Annotated in this window: 23 protein-coding genes and 1 tRNA gene; 4 read left to right on the top strand and 20 right to left on the bottom strand. The window is 42.5% G+C overall.

The window, feature by feature from the left end:
- Positions 1-97: 97 nt before the first annotated feature.
- Both MFP28_RS00980 and MFP28_RS00975 read right to left on the bottom strand, forming a co-directional pair.
- Complete coding sequence (locus MFP28_RS00980) at positions 98-2,527, bottom strand: ATP-dependent Clp protease ATP-binding subunit (RefSeq protein ID WP_002907834.1); 2,430 nt, start codon at positions 2,525-2,527, stop codon at positions 98-100.
- A complete protein-coding gene (locus MFP28_RS00975) occupies positions 2,528-2,992 on the bottom strand; it encodes a CtsR family transcriptional regulator (RefSeq protein WP_002899234.1) in 465 nt (154 codons plus the stop codon).
- Between the two features lie 146 nt (positions 2,993-3,138).
- On the opposite strand from MFP28_RS00975, the gene MFP28_RS00970 reads away from it, so the two are divergent.
- Complete coding sequence (locus MFP28_RS00970) at positions 3,139-3,627, top strand: hypothetical protein (protein WP_162064593.1); 489 nt, start codon at positions 3,139-3,141, stop codon at positions 3,625-3,627.
- Between the two features lie 99 nt (positions 3,628-3,726).
- On the opposite strand, the gene tsf is transcribed toward MFP28_RS00970, so the two are convergent.
- Together tsf and rpsB are read right to left on the bottom strand one after the other, a co-directional pair.
- A complete protein-coding gene (gene tsf, locus MFP28_RS00965) occupies positions 3,727-4,770 on the bottom strand; it encodes a translation elongation factor Ts (protein ID WP_002894014.1) in 1,044 nt (347 codons plus the stop codon).
- 72 nt (positions 4,771-4,842) lie between these two features.
- Entirely contained in the window at positions 4,843-5,625 is a 783-nt protein-coding gene (gene rpsB / locus MFP28_RS00960; protein WP_002894015.1) for a 30S ribosomal protein S2, read from the bottom strand.
- 307 nt (positions 5,626-5,932) lie between these two features.
- Here rpsB and MFP28_RS00955 point away from each other — a divergent pair.
- Both MFP28_RS00955 and MFP28_RS00950 read left to right on the top strand, forming a co-directional pair.
- Positions 5,933-6,003 (top strand) — tRNA-Cys (locus tag MFP28_RS00955).
- A gap of 129 nt (positions 6,004-6,132) precedes the next feature.
- Positions 6,133-6,897, top strand: coding sequence for a hypothetical protein (locus MFP28_RS00950; protein ID WP_002907832.1), 765 nt, complete (start codon positions 6,133-6,135; stop codon positions 6,895-6,897).
- Positions 6,898-6,998: 101 nt separating this feature from the next.
- Here the strand turns inward: MFP28_RS00950 and nusG are convergent, their stop codons facing one another.
- The 4 genes from nusG to pbp2a all read right to left on the bottom strand — a co-directional run bounded on the left by nusG (position 6,999) and on the right by pbp2a (position 10,507).
- Positions 6,999-7,535: a transcription termination/antitermination protein NusG gene (gene nusG / locus MFP28_RS00945; RefSeq protein WP_002894018.1), complete on the bottom strand. Its 537-nt coding sequence runs from the start codon at positions 7,533-7,535 to the stop codon at positions 6,999-7,001.
- 333 nt (positions 7,536-7,868) lie between these two features.
- Positions 7,869-8,048: a preprotein translocase subunit SecE gene (gene secE / locus MFP28_RS00940; protein WP_002907831.1), complete on the bottom strand. Its 180-nt coding sequence runs from the start codon at positions 8,046-8,048 to the stop codon at positions 7,869-7,871.
- Positions 8,049-8,057: 9 nt separating this feature from the next.
- Positions 8,058-8,210, bottom strand: coding sequence for a 50S ribosomal protein L33 (rpmG, locus tag MFP28_RS00935; protein WP_002894024.1), 153 nt, complete (start codon positions 8,208-8,210; stop codon positions 8,058-8,060).
- 68 nt (positions 8,211-8,278) lie between these two features.
- Positions 8,279-10,507, bottom strand: a complete 2,229-nt coding sequence (gene pbp2a / locus MFP28_RS00930; RefSeq protein ID WP_002907830.1) for a penicillin-binding protein PBP2A — start codon at positions 10,505-10,507, stop codon at positions 8,279-8,281.
- A 176-nt stretch (positions 10,508-10,683) separates the two neighbouring features.
- Here pbp2a and MFP28_RS00925 point away from each other — a divergent pair, with 176 nt between their 5' ends.
- Positions 10,684-11,559: an RluA family pseudouridine synthase gene (locus tag MFP28_RS00925; protein ID WP_002907828.1), complete on the top strand. Its 876-nt coding sequence runs from the start codon at positions 10,684-10,686 to the stop codon at positions 11,557-11,559.
- 74 nt (positions 11,560-11,633) lie between these two features.
- Here the strand turns inward: MFP28_RS00925 and MFP28_RS00920 are convergent, their stop codons facing one another.
- The 12 genes from MFP28_RS00920 to MFP28_RS00865 all read right to left on the bottom strand — a co-directional run bounded on the left by MFP28_RS00920 (position 11,634) and on the right by MFP28_RS00865 (position 24,916).
- On the bottom strand, positions 11,634-12,608 hold the full coding sequence (locus MFP28_RS00920) for an acyltransferase family protein (RefSeq protein WP_002907824.1): 975 nt from the start codon (positions 12,606-12,608) through the stop codon (positions 11,634-11,636).
- 184 nt (positions 12,609-12,792) lie between these two features.
- Positions 12,793-13,809 carry a UDP-glucose 4-epimerase GalE gene (galE, locus tag MFP28_RS00915; RefSeq protein WP_002907821.1) on the bottom strand — a complete coding sequence of 339 codons (1,017 nt, stop codon included), beginning with the start codon at positions 13,807-13,809 and terminating at the stop codon, positions 12,793-12,795.
- A gap of 463 nt (positions 13,810-14,272) precedes the next feature.
- Complete coding sequence (locus MFP28_RS00910) at positions 14,273-15,682, bottom strand: lipopolysaccharide biosynthesis protein (protein ID WP_002907818.1); 1,410 nt, start codon at positions 15,680-15,682, stop codon at positions 14,273-14,275.
- Between the two features lie 10 nt (positions 15,683-15,692).
- On the bottom strand, positions 15,693-16,778 hold the full coding sequence (locus tag MFP28_RS00905; RefSeq protein ID WP_002907815.1) for an NAD-dependent epimerase/dehydratase family protein: 1,086 nt from the start codon (positions 16,776-16,778) through the stop codon (positions 15,693-15,695).
- Positions 16,759-17,481: a 2-C-methyl-D-erythritol 4-phosphate cytidylyltransferase gene (gene ispD, locus MFP28_RS00900; protein WP_002894037.1), complete on the bottom strand. Its 723-nt coding sequence runs from the start codon at positions 17,479-17,481 to the stop codon at positions 16,759-16,761. The genes MFP28_RS00905 and ispD overlap by 20 nt, the downstream gene beginning before the upstream one ends.
- Positions 17,478-18,803, bottom strand: coding sequence for an O-antigen polymerase (locus MFP28_RS00895; RefSeq protein ID WP_002907806.1), 1,326 nt, complete (start codon positions 18,801-18,803; stop codon positions 17,478-17,480). The genes ispD and MFP28_RS00895 overlap by 4 nt, the downstream gene beginning before the upstream one ends.
- Positions 18,803-19,726 carry a LicD family protein gene (locus MFP28_RS00890; RefSeq protein ID WP_002907804.1) on the bottom strand — a complete coding sequence of 308 codons (924 nt, stop codon included), beginning with the start codon at positions 19,724-19,726 and terminating at the stop codon, positions 18,803-18,805. The genes MFP28_RS00895 and MFP28_RS00890 overlap by 1 nt, the downstream gene beginning before the upstream one ends.
- Positions 19,727-19,731: 5 nt before the next feature.
- Positions 19,732-20,691, bottom strand: coding sequence for a glycosyltransferase family 2 protein (locus MFP28_RS00885; RefSeq protein WP_002907787.1), 960 nt, complete (start codon positions 20,689-20,691; stop codon positions 19,732-19,734).
- Between the two features lie 90 nt (positions 20,692-20,781).
- The gene (locus MFP28_RS00880; protein WP_173306649.1) at positions 20,782-21,615 is read right to left on the bottom strand and encodes a glycosyltransferase; all 834 of its coding nucleotides are present in this window, start codon (positions 21,613-21,615) and stop codon (positions 20,782-20,784) included.
- A gap of 10 nt (positions 21,616-21,625) precedes the next feature.
- A complete protein-coding gene (locus tag MFP28_RS00875; RefSeq protein WP_002907782.1) occupies positions 21,626-22,486 on the bottom strand; it encodes an NAD-dependent epimerase/dehydratase family protein in 861 nt (286 codons plus the stop codon).
- 6 nt (positions 22,487-22,492) lie between these two features.
- Positions 22,493-23,098, bottom strand: a complete 606-nt coding sequence (locus MFP28_RS00870) for a sugar transferase (RefSeq protein ID WP_002907779.1) — start codon at positions 23,096-23,098, stop codon at positions 22,493-22,495.
- Positions 23,099-23,113: 15 nt separating this feature from the next.
- Positions 23,114-24,916, bottom strand: a complete 1,803-nt coding sequence (locus tag MFP28_RS00865; protein ID WP_002907777.1) for a polysaccharide biosynthesis protein — start codon at positions 24,914-24,916, stop codon at positions 23,114-23,116.
- Between the last annotated feature and the right edge of the window lie 25 nt (positions 24,917-24,941).

Genomic DNA, 24,941 nt, shown 5'->3' with positions numbered 1-24,941 from the left:
TTCATTGAATGATGAAATAACTGTTCGGTATCTATAGGTATGATTGCTATACGTGATTAACCGCGAGCACACCATTTCCTATTGCAAGGTTCGCTTTCTAGACCACTTCGAACTTGAGTTGGCCAGCCTTGACTCCGACCTTAAGAGTTTGACCCGTCGTCAAGTCTCCTGTCAAGAGTAGCTCAGACAGCTTGTCCTCCACCTGAGTCTGCAGAGTGCGGCGCAATGGCCGTGCTCCCATTTCCACATCGTAGCCTTCCTGAGCCAGCAGCTTAAGGGCACTAGCCTGAAACTTCAGCTCAATTCCCTTCTCAGCGAGACTGGCAATGAGCGGTTTAACCATAACCTTGACCACTTCCTGCATATCTTCTGCAGATAAGCTGTGGAAGACTACCTTCTCATCGATACGGTTGATAAACTCTGGTCTATATGCTTTCTTGAGTTCTTCCAGCATCCGTTTTTCCATATTGGCATGGTCCAAGCGAATATCCCGCGCTCCAAAGCCCACCGTCTTATCATCCCGCAAACTGGTTGCCCCCAGATTGCTGGTCATGATAATAATCGTGTTGGAGAAGTCCACCTTGCGGCCCTTGCTGTCAGTCAGCTGACCATCATCCAAGACCTGCAGGAGAACATTGAAAATATCCGGGTGCGCCTTTTCCACCTCGTCAAAGAGCAGGACAGAATAAGGTCTGTTGCGCACCTTTTCCGTCAGCTCCCCTCCTTCTTCGTAGCCTACATAGCCTGGAGGCGCTCCATTGAGGCGGCTAGCCGCGAATTTCTCCATGTACTCACTCATATCAAAGCGGATGAGAGCAGATTCGTCATCAAAGAGACTTTCAGCCAAGGCCTTGGCTAGCTCTGTTTTCCCGACTCCTGTCGGACCTAGGAACATAAAGGAGCCAATCGGACGCTTGCTACTGCGGATACCAGACTGGTTCCGTCGGATAGCTCGGCTGATAGCTGAAATCGCCTCGTCCTGCCCAATCACGCGTTTATGCAGTTCTGTTTCCAAATTGAGGTATTTCTTCGCATCTGTCTGAGTCAGCTTCTGCACTGGAATACCAGACAAGCCACTCAGAGTAGCCAAAACATCGTCTTCTTCCACTTTCAGTTTATAGAGCTTAGGTTGCTGCTCTTGCTCAAGCAGTTGTGAAACCTTTTTAAAATCCGCTGCCATCAAGGCTTGATCCACTGGCGTCAAATCCGACTGCTCGTAATTCTGCGGTCCTCTGTTCTGGACTGTCGCACTAGCCTCGTCCAAAAGATCAATGGCAGAGTCCGGCAGATGCTTGCTAGTCAGATAGCGATGGGCATATTTCACCGCCGTCTCAATCGCCTGATCACTAATTTGTACCTTGTGATGGTCCTCATAGCTCTTTCTCAAGCCTTGCAAAATAGCAATGCTGTCAGCCACATTAGGCTCTTCTATGCTGACCTTGGCAAAGCGCCGAGAAAGGGCCGCGTCTTTTTCAATATGTTTCTGGTATTCTTCCTGCGTCGTAGCGCCAACTGTTCGCAGAGTTCCACGAGCCAGAGCCGGTTTCAGAATATTGGCCGCATCCAAGGTCGAGTCAATACCGCTGCCAGAGCCCATGATAGTATGCAGCTCATCAATGAAGAGAATGACATGACCATCTTCTTCAATGTCATTGATGATGTTGTTCATCCGCTCCTCGAAGTCTCCGCGAAAGCGAGTGCCAGCGACTACATTCATCAAGTCCAGCTCCAAAACCCGCATCTTAGCAAGTTCAGCCGGAACCTGACCAGCTGCTACACGCTGAGCCAGTCCTAAAGCCAGAGCTGTCTTACCAACCCCAGCATCTCCAACCAGCACTGGATTGTTTTTAGTCTTGCGACTGAGAATCTGAACTATCCGTGAAATTTCCTGATCACGGCCAATGACGGGCTCCAATCGGCCATCTCTAGCCAGCTCCGTCAGATCACGGGTGTAGTCTTCTAGGCCTCCGCTAGTAGAAGCCGGCATCCCCATCATATTAGCCATGGTCTGCTTGGCAGCCATTACCCCCTTATTCAGACTGCGAATAGCCTTGATATCTTCCTTGCCCCAGCCAGCTCGCTGCTCCAAGACCTTTCGCAAATCACTGATTTTCGTTCCCTGCTCCTTGTCCTCGTAGCTAAAGCCGGTAAATTCCAGAATACGAGAGGCCAAGGTCCCCCGGTCAAATAGCATGGCCAGCAGCACATGCTCAGTACCTACATGCTTAGCCCGAACAGCTTCTGCAATCTGCCCCGCTTCCTCAAACAACTCCTCTAAGCGATAAGAAAAAGGCAGCAGCTCGAAGTGACCGTCTTTCTGATAAGCCTGACCAGTAATCTGAAAAGCCGCTTCTTCAAATCCATCAACTTCCACAGGAAACTCATTGAGGACTGAGCCAGCAACGCTGTAGGGATTATTAGCCAGAGCAATCAGCAGATGCCATGATTCCAGATAATCTGTCGTAAAATGGCCGGCCAAGAGCTGGGCTGCTTCCAAGCTTTCTATTAAGGCTTTTGAGTATTTCATTTATGATTCCATTCCTTTTCTGTCTAGTTGTTGTAAAATCTTTTTTAATATTCGGGCACGAATCACCGCAGCCCCATCACCCAAAATCGAGTCCGATGCTGTTGACAAGATTAGATTGCCCTCACGTTCAGTCATAATCTTCTCGTCAAAAAGAAGCTGAATAACATCTGTGAAAACCTGCTGGCTGACACGCTCCCCCACACTGTCGTACAGGCCGCAAAGCATCTGATGCCGGTCGGAAAATTCAATCTTTCCAATCCGAATATAGCCGCCGCCACCACGCTTGCTCTCGACGATATAGCCCCGACTTTCCGTAAAACGAGTCTTAATCACATAGTTAATCTGACTGGGAACCACCTGAAAAACATCAGCCAGTTCACTGCGTTTCAGTTCAACCATTCCCGCCTGAGCCAGAATAGACTTGATATATGCTTCAATACTGTCCGATGTGTTTTTTGCACCCATAACTTCCCTTTCCAGTTGAGAATTTCAGAATAAATTTCTTTTTTCCTTGCTTCTCTAACATTGACTATCTTTGACTAATATTATACCGGAAAAGTCTCTATTTTGAAAGAAAAAGGGATGACTGAAAGATCTGACAATTCAAACTAGTGAAAAAGCTTTGCTATACTTGTGTAACCGCTTGCTTTTTGCTTTTAAAGCGTTATAATATAGGTGGAAATCCACAAGGAAAAGACAGACAGAAACTCCTGCCTGCCAACTATCATCTAAACAAGGAGGATAATCCAATGAAAATGGATTGGCTCAACTATTCTCGTCATGTACTCAAATGGCTCTTTGCAGCTCTGAGTATTTTCACCATCTTTTCGGCTGACTATGTTGATATTCCTATCGGAGCTCTCATCGCCTGTCTTTATGCTCCCCTGCTCTTCGAACAGGAGCTAGTCAGTAACCGAGTCAAATGGTATAGCTTTATGATTATAATGGTGGTTACTCTGCCCCTTTTGTTTATTACCAAAGTCTACCAGTTTAGCCTGACTTACCCACAAACGACAATACTTCTCTTCCTCTTGGCAGTCTTGATTTTTACCAATGGCTTGATTGCTCATAAGGAAGAAAGAGAAAAAGCAGCTAAGTGATGCTGCTCACCATTCTAAACTTGATGTTTAAAAACCTATAAAAAGGTCTGAGATTTTTTCTCAGACCTTTTTATCGTTCTATTTTTAAGCTAAAAACGATTAGTTTTGACCAAGAGCAGCAGCCATTGTTGCAGCTACTTCGTTTTCAAAGTCGTTAGCAGCTTTTTCGATACCTTCACCAACTTCAAAGCGAGCGAACTCAACTACTGAAGCATTTACTGATTCAAGGTAAGCTTCAACTGTCTTGCTGTCATCCATGATGTATACTTGTGCAAGAAGTGTGTATGCTTGGTCAACTTTAGTGTTGTCAAGCATGAAGCGGTCCATTTTACCTGGGATGATCTTGTCCCAGATCTTTTCTGGTTTGCCTTCAGCAGCCAACTCAGCCTTGATGTCTTCTTCAGCTTGAGCAACGACTGCATCAGTCAATTGAGCTTTAGAACCGTATTTCAAGTGTGGAAGAGCTGGTTTACCAACCATTGCACGGCTTTCGTTGTCTTGATCGATGACATGGTTCAATTGTGCCAATTCATCTTTGACAAATTGCTCATCCAATTCTTTGTATGAAAGAACAGTTGGTTTCATCGCAGCAATGTGCATAGAGATTTGCTTAGCAAGAGCATCGTCTCCACCTTCGATAACGGAGATAACTCCGATACGGCCACCGTTGTGTTGGTAAGCACCAAAGTGTTGAGCATCTGTCTTTTCAATCAAAGCAAAGCGACGGAAAGAGATTTTTTCTCCGATAGTTGCAGTTGCAGATACGTATGCAGCTTCAAGAGTTTCACCTGAAGGCATTGTCAAAGCAAGTGCTTCTTCGTTGTTAGCCGGCTTGCCTTCAGCGATTACTTTCGCAGTTGCATTTACCAAGTCAACAAATTGAGCGTTTTTCGCAACGAAGTCAGTTTCAGCATTCACTTCAACAACAGCGGCAACATTACCGTTTACGTAAACACCTGTCAGACCTTCAGCGGCAACACGGTCAGCTTTCTTAGCTGCTTTTGCCATCCCTTTTTCGCGAAGCAATTCAATCGCTTTTTCGATGTCACCATCAGTTTCAACAAGTGCTTTCTTAGCGTCCATGACACCAGCACCAGATTTTTCACGCAATTCTTTGACAAGCTTAGCTGTAATTTCTGCCATTTTTCTTCTCCTATTTTTTAATTTAAATAAAGGAGCTGGGCTGAGCCCTGCCCCTTTAGGTTAGTTTACTGATTATTCGTTTGAACCTTCAACAACTTCAACGATTTCTTCGATAGAATCTGCTTGAGTTTCAGTTGCAGCCAATTCTGCTTCTACTGATTCAACGCTATCTTCACCTTGACGGCCTTCGATAACAGCATCAGCCATTTTCGCAGTGATCAATTTAACCGCACGGATTGCATCGTCGTTAGCTGGGATGATAACATCAATATCATCAGGATCAGTGTTAGTATCAACCATGGCAACCACTGGGATACCTAATTTCTTAGCTTCCTTAACAGCGATTTGCTCTTTATGAGGGTCAACTACGTACATCACATCTGGGATGCGAGGCATATCTTCGATACCGCCCAAGAATTTTTCAAGACGAGCACGTTGTTTGTTGAGAAGAGCGACTTCTTTCTTAGGAAGAACTTCGAAGGTTCCGTCTTCTTCCATGCGTTTGATTTCTTTCAAACGAGCCACACGTTTTTGGATAGTAGACCAGTTTGTAAGAGTTCCACCCAACCAACGGTGGTTGATGAAGTATTGACCTGAACGTTCTGCTTCTTCTTTGACAGCATCAGCAGCTTGCTTCTTAGTACCAACGAAGAGGATAACTGCATCGTTAGCAGCAGCATCACGCATAAAGTCGTAAGCTTGGTCAGCATACTTTACAGTTTGCTGCAAGTCGATTACGTGGATACCGTTACGCTCAGTGAAGATGTACTTAGCCATCTTAGGGTTCCAGCGACGAGTTTGGTGACCAAAGTGAACACCAGCCTCAAGAAGTTGTTTCATTGAAATTACTGCCATGAGTAAATTCTCCTTTTTGTTTTTTTCCTCTTTTAGATTTCAGCTCGCAAGACCACCCGAGGGCAACAGTCCCACAATTCATCTAAAATGAGTATTTTGCCATTTACACGGCACCTTCTATTATAACAAATGTGCAGCTCTTTGACAAGGCATTTACCAGATTTTCTGCCGCTAGCCACTATTCCCACTTCTCAGCAGAACATTTATTCTCCAAATCGTTCAGAATAGGAACATCTAACATTTTCTGCTTTGACTATGAAAGACTCTTGACGAAAGCAAGTATTTACGATAGAATAATAAGAGTTGCGGCGGTATAGCCAAGTGGTAAGGCACGGCTCTGCAAAAGCTTGATCGTCGGTTCAAATCCGTCTACCGCCTTCATAGATATATTTCCAGAAGCCCACCAAAGGGCTTTTTTATTGCATTTCCTATTGTTTCTAGCAAACTTTGCTGATATAATATTATAAAAATATCATTCATCATCAGCGAAAGGAAAAAAGATTGATTATGAAAAAAGTTAGCTTCTATGCCCTCAGCCTTCTCTCTCTGCTAGCTCTCTCAGCCTGCATGCCTGCCAAGCAGACGCAGCAAAGAAAAAAGACGCCTAGCTCCCTCAAAGCTTCGAAAAGTTCATCCTCTAAGGAAACATCCAGCAAATCATCTAGCAGTAGCTCTAGCACCTATGAAAGTAGTGATGAGGTATTTCAGAAACGTGCTACCTTTGATCCAGATGATGCTTCTGCACTACAATACATACCAGATGCAGCTTCTATTCCTGAATTAGAGAAAATAAGAAATTTTCATATTTCCACTGGCTTTGTCATTCAGGTAAACGGAGAGGATATCAATGGTGACAAACCTAAAACGTCTTACGATGAGGTAACAGCAGCTCTAGGCCAACCTACATTCAGCACTGATGAGAATGACCCTGGCAACTCTGTTAACATCTGGCACACAGACAACGGAGACATTATGTGCTACTTTACCAATAATGTCCTGACGAATTTGAGTTTTAGCCTAAAAGACGCTCAGCCGGCCAAAAGCAGCTACTCTAGCATCACCACATCCGACACTCCCAAGACAGCTTTCGACAAGCTTGGTCGTCCGGAAATGATTATGCGTTCAGAACACGATACAACCTTTGTCTATAAAAATTCCAATGATGAACAGTTTAGTTTCTCTACCCAGAACAATCAAATCGTTGGGGTAATGTCTACCTATCAAATGAAACAAACCAAAGATATTATTGACTCCGTCATTAAGGATAAGTAATTTCACACTCCGTTCCAAAAACATAAAAATCCAAGACCTTTTTAAGTCTTGGATTTTATTTTTGACGAGGGCAGCGAAGAGTCACCCCCCTGCTTCGTCAATTAAAGCTCTGCAATCTGGCTAAGATTAACTTCGGCCACAGTGTCATTGCCAAACATGGAAATAATCATCTTGACCTTGTTATTATCAATCTCAGTAATCTTACCTGTATAGTCAGTAAAGGCACCATCAATGATACGAACGGTATCCCCAACCTTGACATCCAAGTCAAATTCCTGCACTGTTTGACCCATGGAAATGAGAATGTTGCGAATCTCTTCTTCCAAAAGTGGCGTTGGTTTAGAGCGGTTTCCGTGTGACCCGACAAATCCTGTTACATTCGGAGTATTCCGCACAACAAACCAAGCTTCGTCTGTCATGACCATTTCCACCAAGACATAACCAGGGAAGCGGTTTTCTTCGATTTCCTTTGTCTTGCCATTTTTCTCGACTTGCACGGTCTGAGTAGGGATTTCCACGCGCAAGATATTTTCCAGCATATTATAAGTCTGAGCGCGCTGCAAAAGATTTTCTTTCACCTTGTTTTCATAGCCTGAATAGGTCTGCAGTACAAACCAGCCTTTGTCAAAACTGTCCATGAGTTCATCCTTTCCTAAATAAAAAAGCCTGTGGGCTTCTGCTTCTTTCTAGCCCTATTATACCATAATTTCCTCAAATGCAAAGGAATTTATTAACTATTTTCCTGACAAATCAAAGTCTTGCAATTCTGCCCAAAAATTCTTGAATCAGCGTTGTCTAGTATGAGAAATTTTTATTTCAAACGATGAATTATAGATAGATTTGATTTTTTGAAGCTGACTGAAATTGTCGGCACGTAAATAAGGACATACGTCAAAAGTCCCACCTACTCACAATAGGTGGGACTTTGAATGATATGCCTGTTGTAGACTTTTTTATTTCTACTTAAATCATTAAGAGAAAATATGCAGAATCTGGAAAAGACCGCTTGCCACTACTTTGTCAAAGATATAGATGATTACTACAAAGAATGCAGTGTATTCCATGACAGAAATAAAATCTGTCCATCTCTCTTTTCGGGTAGGCCAAGTTGTATCTTTCAATAGTTTAAAAACATCTTTAAAGAATTTCACAACAATCTCCTATCTAGTTTCTTTATGCAGGGTGTATTTACTGCAATGCTTACAAAATTTATTAACTTCTAAACGCGTTGGTTTTGGAGTGCTACTGAGCTTAACCGAGTAGTTCCTAGAACCACAGACTGTACACGCTAGACTCGCTTTTTTTAATGCCATAACGCCTCCATCTTTCTTATTATAGCAGGATTCTATACTTTTGACAAGCCGTTCAGCTCTTTTAAATCCTATTGAAACCAGCTGGTAACAGTATCCCAGAGGTTTTTCGCTTTCTCAGGAATACCAGTGTCATCAATGGCTTTCTTGGCTTCATCCACCAGATTTTGAGCTCGGTCCTGAACGTCCTGCAGGAAGTCTTTATTTTCAGTTGTAGTACCCGTTTCCTCTGTACCATAGGTGTCCACAGGGGCAATGCCGTTGGCAGCATAGGCATTCTTCTGCCCTTCAAAGGAAGTTCCTTCTGTATATGGCAGGATGCTATTGGCAACATTTCGGAAAACCGCCGAGGCTTCATTCGCACTGGTCCCAGTTAGATAGTGGGCCTCATCAGTTTTTGGAAAGCCTAGCCACTGGCTGATAACCACATCCGGAGTATAACCAATAACCCATTGGTCACCAGATAAATCTGGGTTAAAGTCCGTTTCAGTCGTACCGGTCTTACCAGCCATTGTATAACCATACGGAGCCGCATAGATACCTGTACCGTTCGAGAAAGTCCCCAGCATCATGCTGTTCATCTTGTCAGTAGTCGAGCTATTAAGAACCCGAGTAGAGGTTTGACGATGGGTCTTGACAACTTGACCGCTGGCATTTTCAATTTTTGTAATGAGATGGGCATCATTCATCACACCGCCATTGGCAAAGACTGAGTAGGCCTGCGCCATCTGCATTGGATTGGTTGTAACTCCGCTTCCTAGCGCTACGCCCAAAGTCTTATCAACCTTGTCCATATTCAGACCAAACTTTTTCCCGTACTCAAAGGCTTTGTTAATGCCTAACTCGTCTACAGTTGAAACAGCTGGAATGTTCAGAGATTCTGCCAAGGCTTGATACATTGGAACTTTAGGGGAGCTTTGGATATTGCCGTAGTTGTTAATGGTATAGTCGCCAAAGGTGGTTCTAGTATTATCCAGCTCCTTATCTGTCGGCCAACCAGCAGCGACGGCCGGGCTGTAAGCAACCAAGGGCTTGATAGTAGAGCCAGGGCTGCGGGAGGACTGGGTTGCATAGTTAAAGCTTCTGAAGGTCGAACCTTCTGCACTATTGACTCGCCCTACTAGTGCCCGCACACCGCCGGTTTTTGGATCCAAGGCAACACTGCCCGACTCAGCCATAGTACCATCTTCTGCTACAGGAAAGAGAGAGACATTGCTGTAAATAACCTGCATGCTGGCTTGGTAGTTCTGATCCAGTTCAGTATAAATGCGATAGCCATTATTAACAATCTCTTCTTCAGTTAAGCCGTAGTCATTGACAGCTTCATTGATGACCGCATCGAAATAGGATGGGTAGCGATAGTCTTCTGACTTACCGGCATAAGCATCAACCAGCTGGCCACCGATTCCTACAGCGGCAGCCTGATCGGCCGTCCCCTGATCGATAAAGCCTGCAGCAACCATATTTTGCAGCACCGTATTACGACGATTGGTCGCATTTTCAACTGAATACAGCGGATTATAAATCTCCGGTCCCTTGAGAATACCAGCCAGAACAGCCGACTGGTCCAGACTAAGCTGACTAGCCGAAACTCCGAAATATTTCTTAGAGGCATCCTCCACACCCCAGACCCCATTCCCAAAATAGGAATTATTGAGGTACATGGTCAGGATTTCCTGCTTGCTGTATTTCTTATTGATTTCCAGAGCCAGGAAGAATTCCTTGGCCTTCCGCTCAATGGTCTGGTCCTGAGACAGATAGGCATTCTTGGCCAGCTGCTGGGTGATGGTAGAACCCCCACCCGAGCGACCAGCTGTCAAAATAGCCAAGATAAAACGACTGTAGTTAATCCCGCCATTCTCATAGAAAGTCCGGTCCTCTGTCGCAATGACAGCATTTTGCAGGTCTTGACTAATCTCAGTCAGCTCGACATAAGTCCCTTTCTGACCAGATAGACTTCCTGCTTCATTGCCATCCTTGTCAAAGATGAGCGTGGTAGCTTTGAGGGCATTCTGCAAATCCTTGACATTGGTCGTCTTAGCCACATAAAAGAGATAGCCACCGACCACCAGACCAAAGGTCAAGCCGAGAATCAGGAATATCTTGGTCAGATGAAACCTGCGCCAAAAACGACGGATAGGGTGCTGAGAGAGAGGTTTCTTCTTGGTCTTGCCTGAACGGCTGAGACCAGACTTAGCCTGCTCTTCTGTCAGCTCTACCTCCTCTGCTGCTTCTTTTTGAGGTTTCTGTACAGTAAAATAATCTACTAATTTTTCAAACAAATCTTTTAAATTCTTCATAAACCTTATTTTATCACCTTATTTAGGTGCAGACAAGAAAGTACCCTATTTCCTGTCTGATTTTTAGTTATTTTTAAGAAAAAGAGTATATTAAATAACCTTTTAAAAGCCTCTGCAGCAAGCCTTATCCGACACTGCCTATTTCCAAAGTTCTGGCTTTCTGCTACAATAAATGTATGAAATTTACACTCACTATCCCAGATGGACTGCCCGCTATGACAGTCAAAGAGCTGCTGGAAGAACAATTTCTCATTCCACGAAAAATCCGTCATTTTCTGCGGACCAAAAAACATGTGTCCGTCAACGGTCTAGCTATCAACTGGCAGACTGTAGTCAAACCTGGAGATGATATCTGCCTGATATTTGACGAGGAGGATTATCCTCAAAAGACAATCTTATTTGGAAATGGCGAACTCGTAGAAGAGCTCTACCAAGACCAACACCTCATCATCGTCAATAAACCTGAGGGTATGAAAACCCATGCTAATGAACCAACAGAGCTAGCCCTGCTTAATCATGTTTCTGCCTATGTCGGCGAGACCTGCTATGTCGTTCACCGGCTGGATAAAGAAACCAGCGGTGCTGTCCTCTTTGCCAAGAATCCCTTTGTCCTGCCCATCCTCAATCGACTGCTGGAAAAGCGAGAAATCAGCCGCGAATATTGGGCTCTGGTTCAAGGCAAGTTCCCAAGCAAAAAACTGATCTATAAAGACAAGATTGGCCGCGACCGCCATGACCGCAGGAAGCGGTTAGTCGAACCCCAAAAAGGACTCTATGCAGAGACCCATGTGACTAGGATCAAGCAATTTGGGCAAGCTGCCTTGGTCAAATGCCAACTCAAGACTGGCCGCACCCATCAGATCCGTGTTCATCTAGCTCACCACGGACACCCTCTTATCGGTGACCCCCTTTATCATCCGCAGCCCAAAGGGCGGCTTATGCTCCACGCCCATCGGCTGACCTTCACCCACCCTTTTACGCTAGAAAAAATAACAGTCGAAGCCCGCTCTGACAATTTTGAAAAAGTATTGAGAAGTCTGAACCCAAGATAGACCAAGAAAAGCAACAGTATTCTCTGTTGCTTTTAGTTCGGAGTGAAAGCGAGGATAAGCTCTGCTAGCTTACATCACTGAGCCGGAAGTGCACTGATAAGTCTGGGCCTGATGGCTTTCTGAAAAGCTATGCTCAGCAAATAAGACAGTAAGAAAATGATAAAAAAGCCAAAACTATAAATAGTATTCCGAGGCATTATCGACCTGAAAATGAAGATAATAAAAGGATGGATGATATAAATCATGGTGGCGTACTTTTTGGCAATATTATTCAAAATCGGAATATCAATATTGCTCCCATTTCTGACCGCGTAGAAGAAAATTGCACTGGAAGACAAAAGGGTACTAGGATAGAGGTCGTACTCCGTACCCATAAAACAGTACTCAAGCAAAATCAAAGCCGCTATTCCCAAGCCAATCGCCCATTTCCTAACAGAAGACAAATCGTAGGCTAAAATCTGATCCCGATGCTTGGCAAACTGTATGCCTAAAATGAAAAAGGGAAGACCCATAAACAAGAAGTTGCGATAGTACAGAGTGCCACTAATATTGAACTCAATACAAAAAGCCAGAACCAACAAGAACAGGGACACACCAAAGCTAGTTAAGCGGTGAAAATGCTTATAGAAAACCAGATAAAGCGTGTAGATATAGGAAATAGCCAGCAAATACCAGGTCGGTGTGGCAGCTGAGCCAATCAAGTCTCTGGGACTGTTAAAGAGGAAAAAGTTTGTAAAATCAGACAGGTCTATAGATGCCATCTTTTCTGTTAGTTCTCTGGTCAGCACTAGGTTGACAAAATGAACAGTCGTGTAAAATAGGAGACTGGCAGCTGTCAAAAGAAGCATCTGCTTGAGACGATACTTGACCTTATCCCTGGAAATATTAAAGGAAAAATAGCCCGACAGCATCATGAAAAAGGGAACTGCAAAGCGGGCCACAATTTGATAAAAAACGCCAAATTGCCCCGGCAACAGAAAGTGTAAGGAAACAATACTAAAGCAAGCTAGGGCTTTAAAAGCGTGCAAAGTTGTGTTTTCAGTCTTCATGCAGACATTATAGCATGTTTATTATTACAGCTCATCAAGACCAGATTACACGCCCATTAAAAAACATATCAATTGATGACATTCTTTAAAAAGTTTTGCATCTGTGGGAGAAGACAGCTCTTATATAGAAAAACTCTTCTGCACTATCACAGAAGAGTTTTATTCACCTGATTGATATTCTACATTAGCTTTCATAACCATTAGGATTTGAGCTTTGCCATCTCCAAGAATCTCGCATCATATCTTGGAGAGTTTTCTCAGCTTTCCAGCCCAAAATGTCATTCGCTTTGCTTGCATCAGCATAGCAAGTCGCCACATCTCCAGGTCGTCTATCCTTGATAGTATAAGGAATTTTCACACCATTGACATTTTCAAAGGCTTTAACCATATCCAGTACACTATAACCGATTCCTGTACCAAGATTGAAAACAGCGACTCCTTTGTTTTCCAAATTATGTTTCAAAGCCAAAACATGGCCCTTGGCTAAATCGACTACATGGATATAATCCCGCACTCCTGTACCATCATGCGTATCATAATCATTTCCGAAAACGCTAAGATCTTGCAATTTACCAATCGCAACCTGGGTTATATAAGGCATGAGGTTATGAGGAATTCCATTTGGTGCCTCACCAATCAGACCAGACTCATGAGCACCAATTGGATTGAAGTAACGAAGATTAGTCACAGACCAATCTGAATGTGCAAGAGCAAGATCCGTCAAAATCTGCTCCATCATCAGCTTAGTATGGCCGTAGGGATTGGTCGCTGGAATAGATAAATCTCCTGTCAAGGATGAACCATGATTCATTCCATAAATCGTGGCACTGGAGCTAAAGATGATATGTTCTACCTTGTGCTCTTTCATAACTTCAAGAAGAGAAATACCAGCACTGACATTATTTTCGTAATATTTAAGTGGTTCCCGCACCGATTCTTCTACTGATTTATAGGCCGCTAAATGAATGACTGCGTCAATGTGATTGTCTTCGAAAATCTGGTTCATCAGATCTTTATCAGAAATCGAACCCTTGTAAAACGGAATGTCCGCACCAGTGATAGTTTCTAAGCGCTCTAGCACTTCTGGAGAGCTATTCGAAAAGTTATCCACGATAATAACTCCATAGCCCGCTGCGACTAATTCAACCACTGTGTGACTTCCTATATACCCCGTTCCACCTGTAACTAAAATTTTTTTCATAGGACACCTCTTCTTGCCAATCCTAAAGTTCTCTTTAATTTTACTATTGCAACTAACAGGTATTTCTCTTTCTATAGTTGACCGCTGAATTCTGCACTTACTTAAAATACCAAAAACTAGCCCAATTTGCTATCCTAGCAGCTCTGCTCTCCTGATGCCTTTTGGAATCTCTTCATGGTAGAATCACTTGCAAAACCATTTATATTCCCATATATTCCCAGGCATAAAGAACGGAATTATTTTTAGCTAATTTCTAGTTATCCTCAAAAATACCATAATCCGCAATAAGTTACTGGAAAAATTGTCTTTCATTTCCACTATATACAATGTATAGTTCAGCAAACTGATTGTAGCCAGAGTAACTTTACAAGTAGCTTTGTATGCTAACGCTACATTACAAACCTAAAAAGCCCGGACAGGGCTTAGCGTTTAGATTGTTAAACTATTTATAATTTCTCGAGCATCAACGAGCCCGCAATTGTTGGAGCAGACCTTTCAAACTTTTGTATTTGTAAATGCTATAGGTCAGATAGACAAATCCGTAGGCTGCTGCAGCTAGATAAACTGATAAAAACCAATTCGAAGCAATAAATACAAGTGTCATTAGCAACTCAACCCAAATATCTTTGACAACCTCGATCTGCATCCTCTTGGCTAAGATTAGCTCTGCCAGTATACTCCTAGTCGCCAGCAACAGCACGATAGACAGCACTGTAGCATTCAGATTGCGCAGAAAAACTGCAAAAATCAAGGTAGTCGCAAAACTTAAGAGCATGGCAATTACATTTACTTTAAAAATCTGCCTCTCCATTCGTAAGGCTTTTAAGTAGGTATTGATAAGCAAAGCCATCTTGCCCTCGTAGACAGACATAGGAAAGACTAGAGCCATAAATATCAAGGACTCTCTGTAAGCCGGCAGCCAGCTGTCCAAAGCTATTTTCAGAGGATAATACAGCAAAAGCACTCCAAACATAAGAACCATAAGGACATTCCGCAACTGATTGTAAATCTTAGGCAACTTGCTTTCGTCCGTTCGCTTCAAAATCGGAAAGATGACCAAACCGATAGCGTTGATAAAGGTCATCAGCAGATTGGAAATGCTCAGGGTCAAGGATACTTTCCCAAATGTAGCAATGTTCCATACCTTTTGAATCCCCATTCGAACCGTACCGATAATGAGCATACTGGCTACATTTGATAGCATCAGATTGATCCCGACAGCAATATTGCGAACTGTTTCCCGTATATCAAGCTTAAACTGATTGAGGGGTCGCAGGGCCATATCTCGGCATAGATACATGGCATAAAAAAGAGAAACAACTCTACCAATCAAATCTGCATAGACCATAATTTTGAAGTCTCGGAAACCCATGAAAATAAAGACCAGCAAAAGCAGTAAATAGAGGAGTCGGTCTCCACTGACAACATAGGAACTCTCCTTTAGTCGATTAGTCATCTGCAGAATGTACACAAAGAGAAAGCGCAGATTGGTGACCAACATAGTATAAAGTAAAAGCATAAAAACAAACCGACTGCTCTCATCTCTAATGAAGGAAGAAATCCCTAAGAAAAATAAAATTCCAATCCCTGTCAGATAGATCAAAAGCATGAGAAACTGAGAGAAAAACTTTTCTTTATCCAGATCATCATACTCCAAACCACCGTAGCGAAGGTAGATTCCGTCCACCCAACCCAGATGAACAAAACCGGCATAGGATAAATAGAAAATATAGAGTTGCCAGTAGCCATACTCCTCTACACCCATAATCTTAGGCAAAATCAAGACAACCAGAGAAGAAACTATTACTGTCAGCAAATTGGACAAGACGACATAGGAAAAATTAGCTATTATTTTTTTAAATCCACCAGACAAATTAGCCCTCCTATTCCTTCCTATCTGCTGCCATGCTCTCAATTAACCGTAAAAACATGGTTTCTAAATCAGTATGGGCTTGCCAGCCCAAACTTTCAATCTTGTCCGTATTAAGACGAATCTTAACTGTCGGATTATAGCCTAGCTTTTCCACATCATCTGCCAAATCAAAGACCAACTTCGTTTCATTGCTACCGCTTAGTTCAATAACCATTTCCGCCATCTCACGGATAGAAATAGCCGTCTCTTTATTGGCGACATTATAAGCTTGACCTGCTTGGCCTTTCAGCAGAATGTAAAAAATGGCTTCAATGGCATCTTTGGTATAGCAGTAGTTCCGAACAGTCTCCCCTTTAGTTCGGAGAATAATATCTCTCTTTTCAAGAACGGCACGTGCAAACTGCGCAAAAACTCTGTTGTCTTCATAGCTCACACCTGGGCCAAAAGTTTGTGACAAACGAGCCATTCTAACTGGCACCTGATACTGATAACAATAGCCTACACACAAGGACTCTGCCATGCGCTTGCTTTCCGAATAACTGCTACGGACACTGGTTGGATCCAAATAACCGTAATCTTTCTCGCTAATGCTGGAAGCATCAGGACTTGTCGTCCCATAGACTTCCAGAGAAGAGAGATAGACCATACTGCGAACCTGCTTATTTTTAGCCAGATCCAGCAGTTTTTTCGTTCCATTTATGGCTAGATCAATTGTCTCCACAGGATGCTCAACGAAAAAAGAGGAGTCCGTCGCACTGGCTCCATGGATAATATAATCCAAATCCTCCTCTATCTGCCAATCTGACAGCAAGTCAGCATACACTAGCTGCAGATTCTCACTATGTAAAAAACCTTGAAATAGAGCTTCCGCTTTTTTATGATTTCGTACCAAGGCCACTACTCTGACATTAGCTTCGTACAAATCGTTTAAAGCCATCAAAGCGGAAATACAGTGTCTGCCTATAAGTCCGGTTGCTCCGGTTACCAAGACTGTAACATTGCTCAGTTCTCTGAGAATAGGACTGACAGCAGCTAGGTCTTCCATATCCTTTTGTAAAATCGTATTATTGCCCATATCAACCAAAAATTTGTGCATTTTCACGCGCTTCGTAAATCGCTCTAAAGATATAAAAATCAGATGGAGTCGTAATTTTGATATTTTCGCTGCCCCCCATGACTGTATGCAGAGGGAGACCAAAATAACGAGCCAACGTCGCAGAATCCGTCATATCAAACTGATTCTCTGCCTGGGCTTTTAAATGCAGGGAGTGAATCTTCGAAAGCGCGAAGGTTTGAGGGGCGACAGCTGTCTGACAAGTGGAACGCTCAATAACCTGATTAATAACATCCGCCTCATCGACCTGAATAACCGTTTCGATAACCGGCTTAACCGTAATAGCTGCCCCATACTTTTTGGCTGCTTCAATATTTTTAGAAATGATTCCCCCGTCAATCAAGGGGCGAACACCATCATGAATCAAAACATAGTCGTCATCGTTCTTGTACTTTTCCCGTAAGACAGATAGACCATTAAAAATAGACATTTGTCCAGTCTCTCCACCAGGAACCACTTGACTGACTTTTTTAATATTGAATCGAGCTAATAAATCTCTGCAATAATCCAGCCAGCCGTCTACACAGACAACCACAATGTCCGATACTGCCGGATGGTCTTCAAAGTGCTCAATCGTATGAATAATAATAGGCTTACCGTGCAACTCTAAAAACTGCTTGGGTAAGGTCTTGGTATTCATGCGGCTGCCTGTGCCGCCTGCGAATATCAGAGCTGATGTCGTCATACCGATACTTTCCTTCCTCTCGTTGTAAATCGTACTCTACTCAGTAAATCAGCTGCCATATAAATCACAAAAGCATAGATAATCCGATTAATATGGGTTGTCAGCAATGACAGCAACGTTTCCTGAAAGAATGAAATGACCAAAGGATACGCAAATAAAGCGAAAACAATAACCTTTAGCGGGGTGAAATAGCGTTTTTTGATAGAATAGTAGAAACTTCCGTAAAAGAAGCCATATAAAAGCTGAAAGATAAGGACTGAAAAATAACCAAAATCCTTGATAAAGTAGTAATAAATTGTGTAAACATTGGTTTTATCGTCGTTAAAATGAACAACAGGCAGGAAAGGTGTCAGCTCATGGCTAGACAGACCGAGGGATTTCAACGTTCCATAGATAGCAATAAGAGTATTTTCTCCAAAGACTTGATTATCGCTATAAAGAGTAGGATTTTTCAGATAATAGTCTAAAGCCTGAATGGGTGAACCCATATATTTAACCAAATTATCCAAAATTCCGAACTCTGCCCGACTATCCACTCGATTGAGAACAAAGGTTCCAACCGCCATAAATAAGACAAGGAATACAAAGCCAATTATCAGCAAAGAGCGAAAAAGCTTCACACCATACCTGCTGTCTTTCCACGAATAATACTTCGAGAAAAACAACATATATACAATAGCATAGCCTGCAACCAAGCCCAGCAACTCCGTACGCCCAGTAGACAAAAGGGAAATACCTAAAGAAATCAGACTAACCAGCAATAACTTGCCCTTGTAAAAAATGCCATCTTTTCCTGAAAAAAGAGACTCGCAGAAAAAATAGAAGAAAACAATTCCTAAGGAAAAGTTAACCCGCAACAAATTGAGGCTAAGACGACTAAGAGAGAAATCATAATTTGTAGTCATATGCCGAGCCAATTCAATGGTTTTAAACAATCCCCCAGGTACCTGCTTACTCTGCGCCGCCAAGTAAAGCAAATCGGAATAAATAAACCTGACCGCATAAGCCAAAAATAAGAGAACTAAAATAATGAAAAAATTACTCACCTTTATTTGACTAGGTTTGGCGTCCAACTTCCTCTCAGCAAACAAATTCGATGACAAGAGGACTCCCATTAAAAAAATGGCATTCCCAACAAAGATAACAGTGACCGTTATCAGAGAAAGTCCCTCTCCCCATTTGGATGAATAAAATGCAGTAAAAATGCTTGCTATCATCCATATTGCTAAGTATATAAAAGCCGGGTTAGCATAGTCTCTTCCTACTGTTTTGATTGTCAAAAACAATAGGAAAAGGCCACCCAAAATTAGTAAAAAAACCATTATCTTCCTTCTATTAATTCAACCCAATTATCTCTCAGTCTGACATGACGTTCTGTCTGTTCTTTTCTTTCAGGCGGTGTCATGTAATCACCGTAGCGATTGGTCAGATACTTGTCCGCATCATTAGGCCCATCGAACTCATAGCCTTCAAAGGAATACTTCTTAGCTGGATAGAAACTTTCATAGTCAATTGTCTCTCCCAAATAGCCTTTTACACCATAAGCAATTGTTATTTTTGAAGTCTTCTTATTAGACTGAATGAGTTTTTCCATCAACTTATACATATTAGCCGGCCCCATGATAAAAGAAGGGAAGCCTATCAGTCTTCTGATCCAAAGATTTTGTCTGAGTTCTTTGGATTCTTTAGCCATATAGGTCAGATGCGGAGTAAACTTCGTATAGCAGCGTGAGCTATTGTGTGACAAATCCAAGGCTCTGAATAGAAGACCCTTGAGCTTGCGAAGCATGTTATTCTCTGGGACAAAGTCAATTGGCAGCATATCAAGATAAAGATGTTTCTTTTTACTGAAACCTTCTCCCAAAACATCATAGTAGGTCAGTGACTTGCTCTGCAGCTTTAGAACCTTAAAGACACTGTCTGTCGCATCCGCAGGAGAGATCAGCTCGAAGTCCTCGCTGTCCGCAAAGATTTCCTGCAGACGATTGTAGTCCTCTCGGAACATCACTAAGTCGATATCATCGTCCCAAGGGATGTAGCCCCCATGTCGCAAAGAACCAATCAAGGTCCCTGCAACCATGTAGGAATGAATATGATGCCGACGACACTCTGCATCAAATTTTTTATACATTTGTAAATAGGCTTTTTGTAAAACCTTTAATTTATCATCCGTAATTTTCTGATACATGGGGCTGAAGCGTTCTCCCAAAGCCAACTCCCATTCAATCTTACTGGTTCCTCTCATTTTTCTTACCTCCCAAACTTTTTCAATAATCTCCTAGCCACTCCATTCAGTGAGTAGGTGTATACCAAATCACTGATGAAATCTTTTATTGTTCGATACTCCCTTATTTGAAACATCAGGCCCAAAGCCCAAAATGGATTTCTAGACTGTAATAATTTCAGTCTAAGATTGGTCAAGGCCAAAGCCCTAGCAAGCTGGCGATGATCCGCCTCAGAAATCTGGCGCTCTTCTGCGATTTTTTGCACGGACTCATAGCGACTGATGACCTTCTGTAAATAGTTAATCCTAGATAACCTTGTTTTATTAAAACTGAGCGACGACGCAGACTGGGTTACATTTGCCTGATGAATGCGATGCTGATCTAGTAGCTGGTCCAAGCAAACAACTTTTCCATACAATGGAGCCAGCATACCAAATAAAACATCATGATAATCAAATCCAGGATAATCCGTATACTGTTGCTCTAAAATATCCGTCAGTACCGACTTTCTAAAAGCTGTCTGATAACCTGACGGCCATTTTTTTAGAAGCCAAGCTAGATCTCTTTCTTGACTTTCTCCTGAAACCTTGGGCTCCTTGATGACCTGACCATTTTGATCAATCAAGTAAGACTGGCCATACACCATAGCAACGTCTGTTTCTAACAGTACTTTCTGCAAGGCAGCTGTTTTATCAGGCAGCCATTTATCATCCTGATCAGCGAAAAAAACAATATCATGCTCAGCCAGACTCGCTAATTTTATAAAAGTTCGATAATGACCCAAATTTTCCTGATTTTCAATCAGCTGCCAATCCGTCAGTTGATGCTTGATGATGTAATCCCTGATTAACACCGCTGTCTGATCTGTCGAACAGTCATCACAGATAATGACCTGATCAGGCTTCAGCTTTTGAGTGCGGATAGAGTCTAGTTGCTCCAAAATAAAATCCGCCCCATTATAGGTCGCCATCACGACAGAAATCATTTCTCCCTCCTTCCTAAACTTTTCATTCTATATCCCCCTAACTTCTAGCTTTCTCCCTGTCTAAGTTAGACTGCTCTGTCTGTAAAGTCATTACTTTCTTCTAAGCAGATACTTATAAATGAACGCTTTTATCCAAATAGGCGTTCCCACAAAAGCACGAATCATCAACATATTTTGATAATATTGCCCTAGGTTCAACATACCTTGTGACAGCAAAAAAGTATTGACTACTTTCCAACTGGCAATCTGCTCTGTCTGGCTTCTTCTCGTATGCATGCCGTTTCCGACACGAGCGTAAACCAAGACCCGATTAAGATTGGCGAAACGACATCCCTGAGCAGCCATTCTCGCCCAAAGATAATAGTCTTCCACTAAAGGCAGGGGCTTGTAATTGCCTGCTTTTAAAACAGATGATTTCTTGAAAAATACCGTCATGTGACAGAAAGGATTTCTCCGCTGCAACCTTTTGATAATCTCTTCATGGGAAAGCGGCATTTGTTTCTCTGCCACTATTTGATCTGGTTCCGAATCAAATTCTATAATATTGCCCCCCAGAACATCTAACTGCGGATGCTGCTCAATATAGTCCACTTGTTGCTGGAAACGGTCCGGTGTCGCAATGTCATCTGTATCCATTCTAGCAATCCAATCATAAGAGCAAGCCTCAACTCCCCGATGCAAAGCTTCTCCCAATCCGACATTTTCCTTTAAGGGTAGAACTTTCATCTCTGGAAATTTTTCCTTGAAATCTTGAATCGTCTGATAAAGCTCTTCTGTCAGCGGCCCATCCTCTACAAGGACAAGCTCATCTGGCTTGCGGCTCTGCTCTATAAGAACGCTATTTAGACTCTTTCTTAAGAAATCCGGATTCTCCTTCTGATAGACAGACATCAATACCGAAAATTTCACTAACAATCCCCCCAATCATCCTAAACTAGTTTCCCTTCTCCGTCCTCTCAATAGACCTCCTAAAATCTACCACCTGATAAGACTGAGGATAGCTAGACATCTCTTTTTCATAAGTTAAATCTGAAAACAGCTTATTCAGAGTCGAAACATGGCGGGACAGTCCTTTTAAAATCCAGTTAAATGCAGGCAGCAAGACTACTCTCTGACCATGAGTTCTTTTTATTTCTCTGACTAGCTGAGAGGTGTTGACATAGTCCTGATTTTGAGGATAGAAAACACCACTGTCTTGATTCTGAACAATCAGTCTGATAAACTCACAAAGGTTGTCAATATAAATCATACTACGTTCATTCTGAACCAAAGGGAAAACTGGTAGTTTCTGAGCCAACTTTGACAGTCGCTTATAATTTCCCTTAGCTTGATGACCATAAACCATGGGCGGCCGTAAAACTGCCAATTTGAAATCTTCACTCTCCAATTCCGCCAGAAGTTGCTCAGCAGCTAGTTTGCTTTTGCCATAAAAAGAATCAGGACGCTCTTGTGTCTCCTTTGTGATAACACGGTCTCCCAAAACTTCGCCATAGACGCTCATGCTGCTCATAAAGATAAACTGTTTGACACCTTCGCCTTTAGCCTTTTGAGCCAATTCATAAGGTAGCTGAGTATTGACTTGATTATATACCGATTCCATCTCTTTTGATGGGTTGGAGATATGGACAATCGCCGCCAAATGCAAAATTACATCAAAAGACGAAAAATCTTTCTCCTTCCAGGCTTCTCCGCGGACGTCCAACTCATCAACCTGAACATCCTCCCGTGAAGAAACATACTTCTTAAAGCTCCGGCCGATATAGCTACCCTCTCCCGTAATTAATATTCTTTTCATCAGACTTTAATCTTTCTTTTCCATATTTCCCGTGCCGCCTTCAACAACTCCTTCGCTCTTGGCCACACTCTTAATGGTGCCAAAGAAACAGCAGACATCCAATCCAAAAGATAGATGCTGGACGTAGTAGCCGTCCAATTCAGCTTTCTTGGCAATCGGCAACTCATCTCGCCCGTGAATCTGAGCCCATCCCGTCAGACCTGGTAAAACATCATTTGCTCCATAGCGGTCTCGCTCTTCAATCAAATCATACTGATTCCAAAGAGCCGGTCTTGGACCTATGATACTCATGTCACCGACAAAAATATTCCAAATCTGAGGCAACTCATCCAGAGACGTCTTCCTAAGAAACTTCCCAACCTTTGTAATCCATTGCTCAGGATTTTCCAGTAAATGAGTTGGGGTATCTTTAGGAGTGTCAATTCGCATCGTTCTGAATTTCAAAATATAGAAGTGTTTCTTATGCAGACCAATCCGCTTCTGTTTGAACAAAACTGGTCCTTTTGAATCCAATTTAATAGCGAGTACTAGAAGCAGAAAAAATGGTGATAAGACAATCATTCCTAAGAATGACAAGACTATATCTAATGTTCGTTTAAAAAATTTATACATGATTATCCTAAAAACTTATTGCTGTGCAAACTTTACCAAGCTGTCCTTGAGGTCATTTGCACCAAGAGACAGAAGAGAGTCCACATAGGAATCCACCTCGGTCTTGGGCAGCGACTGAACATTTCCTACAAAAATCTTTTCATAGACTTGATCATTGACCTTTTCCTTGGCAGACAAGAGCTCTTCATATAGCTTTTCGCCCGGTCGAATGCCTGCTTCCTGAATCTGAATCTCCTCTTCAGTATGGCCACTGAGTGTGATCATCTTTTTAGCTAAGTCCAAAATTTTCACAGGCTCGCCCATATCCAAGACAAAAACCTCTCCCCCTTGCATCAAGGCTCCAGCCTGAATCACTAAGCGACTGGCTTCTGGTATCGTCATGAAATAACGTGTCATTCGAAAGTCCGTCACGGTGATTGGACCTCCCTTGGCAATCTGCTCCTTGAACAAAGGAACAACACTACCTCGGCTGCCCAAAACATTCCCAAAGCGGACAGCTGAGAAAAGAGTCTTTCCTTCTTCATTTAAACTGGTCACGACCATTTCTGCCACACGCTTAGTTGCCCCCATAACATTAGGCGGGTTAACCGCCTTATCTGTAGAAATCATGACAAATTTCGCGACACCAGCTGCCTTTGCTGCTTCTGCTACATTTCGTGTCCCGTAGATATTGTTTTTGACTGCTTCTGTCGGATTGTACTCCATCAAGGGAACATGCTTGTGAGCTGCTGCATGATACACTCGATCAGGACGATAGGTTTCCATAATATGGAAAATCCTCTCTCTATCTTGAATATCTGCAATGATTGGAATCAGCTCAATGTCATCTTTATAACGGCTTGACAGCTCCTTGTGAATCAAATAAATTGAATTTTCTCCATGACCTAGAAGTAGAAGCCTAGCTGGGCAGAATTGAGCAATCTGACGGCAAAGTTCCGAGCCGATAGATCCACCGGCCCCCGTAACAAGCACTGTCTTGCATTTAATATTGGACTTCAAACTTTGCTGATCCAGCTTAACTTCTTTACGCCCTAACAGATCAGCAATATCAATTTCCTGAAGTTTGCTGACAGATAGTTTCCCCGTAATCACCTGTTCATACTTAGGCATGGCATTGACCTTGACCTCTGTCTGTTGGCAGTACTCTACGATTCGCTCGTAATCATCCGGAGCCAACGAAGGAATGGCAATGACAATTTGTTCGACTTCATAATTCCCTACAATTTCAGGTATCTGCTCAGTTGTTCCTACAACTTTTACTCCATGAAGATACGTATTTTGCTTATTCTTATCGTCATCTACAATCGCGACTATCTTTAAATCTTTTGATTTTTGCTGAGCTGTCTTGATAAAGAGACTAGCACCATCCCCTGAACCAACAACAAGGGTCTTCGTCCCATCTACTTTCTTACCCAGTAAGGCTGAAGGGTGCTGCACGAATTCATGAATCTCCCGCCAAGTCAGCCTTGAAGCAATAACCAACAAAAACGATAGCAGCATAGAAAGGACAATATATCTACTGTTTGTGGATTCATAAAAAATTTTCTCTGCAATGTATACAATTGAGTAAGCTCCCAAAATTGAGCCCCCCACTCGAAACATTGTTTTATAATCTGTATACCTTGTAATGGTAGAAAAGACATTCGACAGTGTTGCAAATGTCAAATACAGTACAATAATCCCCATTAAAATAGAGATAAAAGATAAATCCGTTATCCCGACATATTTTGCTAAGAAGAATTTTGAAATCCCCTGACTTATACTGAGCAAAATAATATCAACAATAATTAAGATGACTCTTTTTCTCGCTCTTGTCATGTTCCTAATCTCCCAATTATCCTAA

Source organism: Streptococcus sanguinis (assembly GCF_050234405.1).
Lineage (GTDB): Bacteria > Bacillota > Bacilli > Lactobacillales > Streptococcaceae > Streptococcus > Streptococcus sanguinis_W.
The sequence above is the reverse complement of the archived record's forward strand: the minus strand, read 5'-3'. Positions and strand labels throughout refer to the sequence as shown.

Bases quoted from the DNA above. Each gene is read 5' to 3' on its own strand.
- MFP28_RS00980 (WP_002907834.1), bottom strand. From the start codon at position 2,527: ATGAAATACTCAAAAGCCTTAATAGAAAGCTTGGAAGCAGCCCAGCTC.
- MFP28_RS00975 (WP_002899234.1), bottom strand. From the start codon at position 2,992: ATGGGTGCAAAAAACACATCGGACAGTATTGAAGCATATATCAAGTCT.
- tsf (WP_002894014.1), bottom strand. From the start codon at position 4,770: ATGGCAGAAATTACAGCTAAGCTTGTCAAAGAATTGCGTGAAAAATCT.
- rpsB (WP_002894015.1), bottom strand. From the start codon at position 5,625: ATGGCAGTAATTTCAATGAAACAACTTCTTGAGGCTGGTGTTCACTTT.
- MFP28_RS00950 (WP_002907832.1), top strand. From the start codon at position 6,133: ATGAAAAAAGTTAGCTTCTATGCCCTCAGCCTTCTCTCTCTGCTAGCT.
- nusG (WP_002894018.1), bottom strand. From the start codon at position 7,535: ATGGACAGTTTTGACAAAGGCTGGTTTGTACTGCAGACCTATTCAGGC.
- rpmG (WP_002894024.1), bottom strand. From the start codon at position 8,210: ATGGCATTAAAAAAAGCGAGTCTAGCGTGTACAGTCTGTGGTTCTAGG.
- pbp2a (WP_002907830.1), bottom strand. From the start codon at position 10,507: ATGAAGAATTTAAAAGATTTGTTTGAAAAATTAGTAGATTATTTTACT.
- MFP28_RS00925 (WP_002907828.1), top strand. From the start codon at position 10,684: ATGAAATTTACACTCACTATCCCAGATGGACTGCCCGCTATGACAGTC.
- MFP28_RS00920 (WP_002907824.1), bottom strand. From the start codon at position 12,608: ATGAAGACTGAAAACACAACTTTGCACGCTTTTAAAGCCCTAGCTTGC.
- galE (WP_002907821.1), bottom strand. From the start codon at position 13,809: ATGAAAAAAATTTTAGTTACAGGTGGAACGGGGTATATAGGAAGTCAC.
- MFP28_RS00905 (WP_002907815.1), bottom strand. From the start codon at position 16,778: ATGCACAAATTTTTGGTTGATATGGGCAATAATACGATTTTACAAAAG.
- ispD (WP_002894037.1), bottom strand. From the start codon at position 17,481: ATGACGACATCAGCTCTGATATTCGCAGGCGGCACAGGCAGCCGCATG.
- MFP28_RS00895 (WP_002907806.1), bottom strand. From the start codon at position 18,803: ATGGTTTTTTTACTAATTTTGGGTGGCCTTTTCCTATTGTTTTTGACA.
- MFP28_RS00890 (WP_002907804.1), bottom strand. From the start codon at position 19,726: ATGAGAGGAACCAGTAAGATTGAATGGGAGTTGGCTTTGGGAGAACGC.
- MFP28_RS00885 (WP_002907787.1), bottom strand. From the start codon at position 20,691: ATGATTTCTGTCGTGATGGCGACCTATAATGGGGCGGATTTTATTTTG.
- MFP28_RS00875 (WP_002907782.1), bottom strand. From the start codon at position 22,486: ATGAAAAGAATATTAATTACGGGAGAGGGTAGCTATATCGGCCGGAGC.
- MFP28_RS00870 (WP_002907779.1), bottom strand. From the start codon at position 23,098: ATGTATAAATTTTTTAAACGAACATTAGATATAGTCTTGTCATTCTTA.
- MFP28_RS00865 (WP_002907777.1), bottom strand. From the start codon at position 24,916: ATGACAAGAGCGAGAAAAAGAGTCATCTTAATTATTGTTGATATTATT.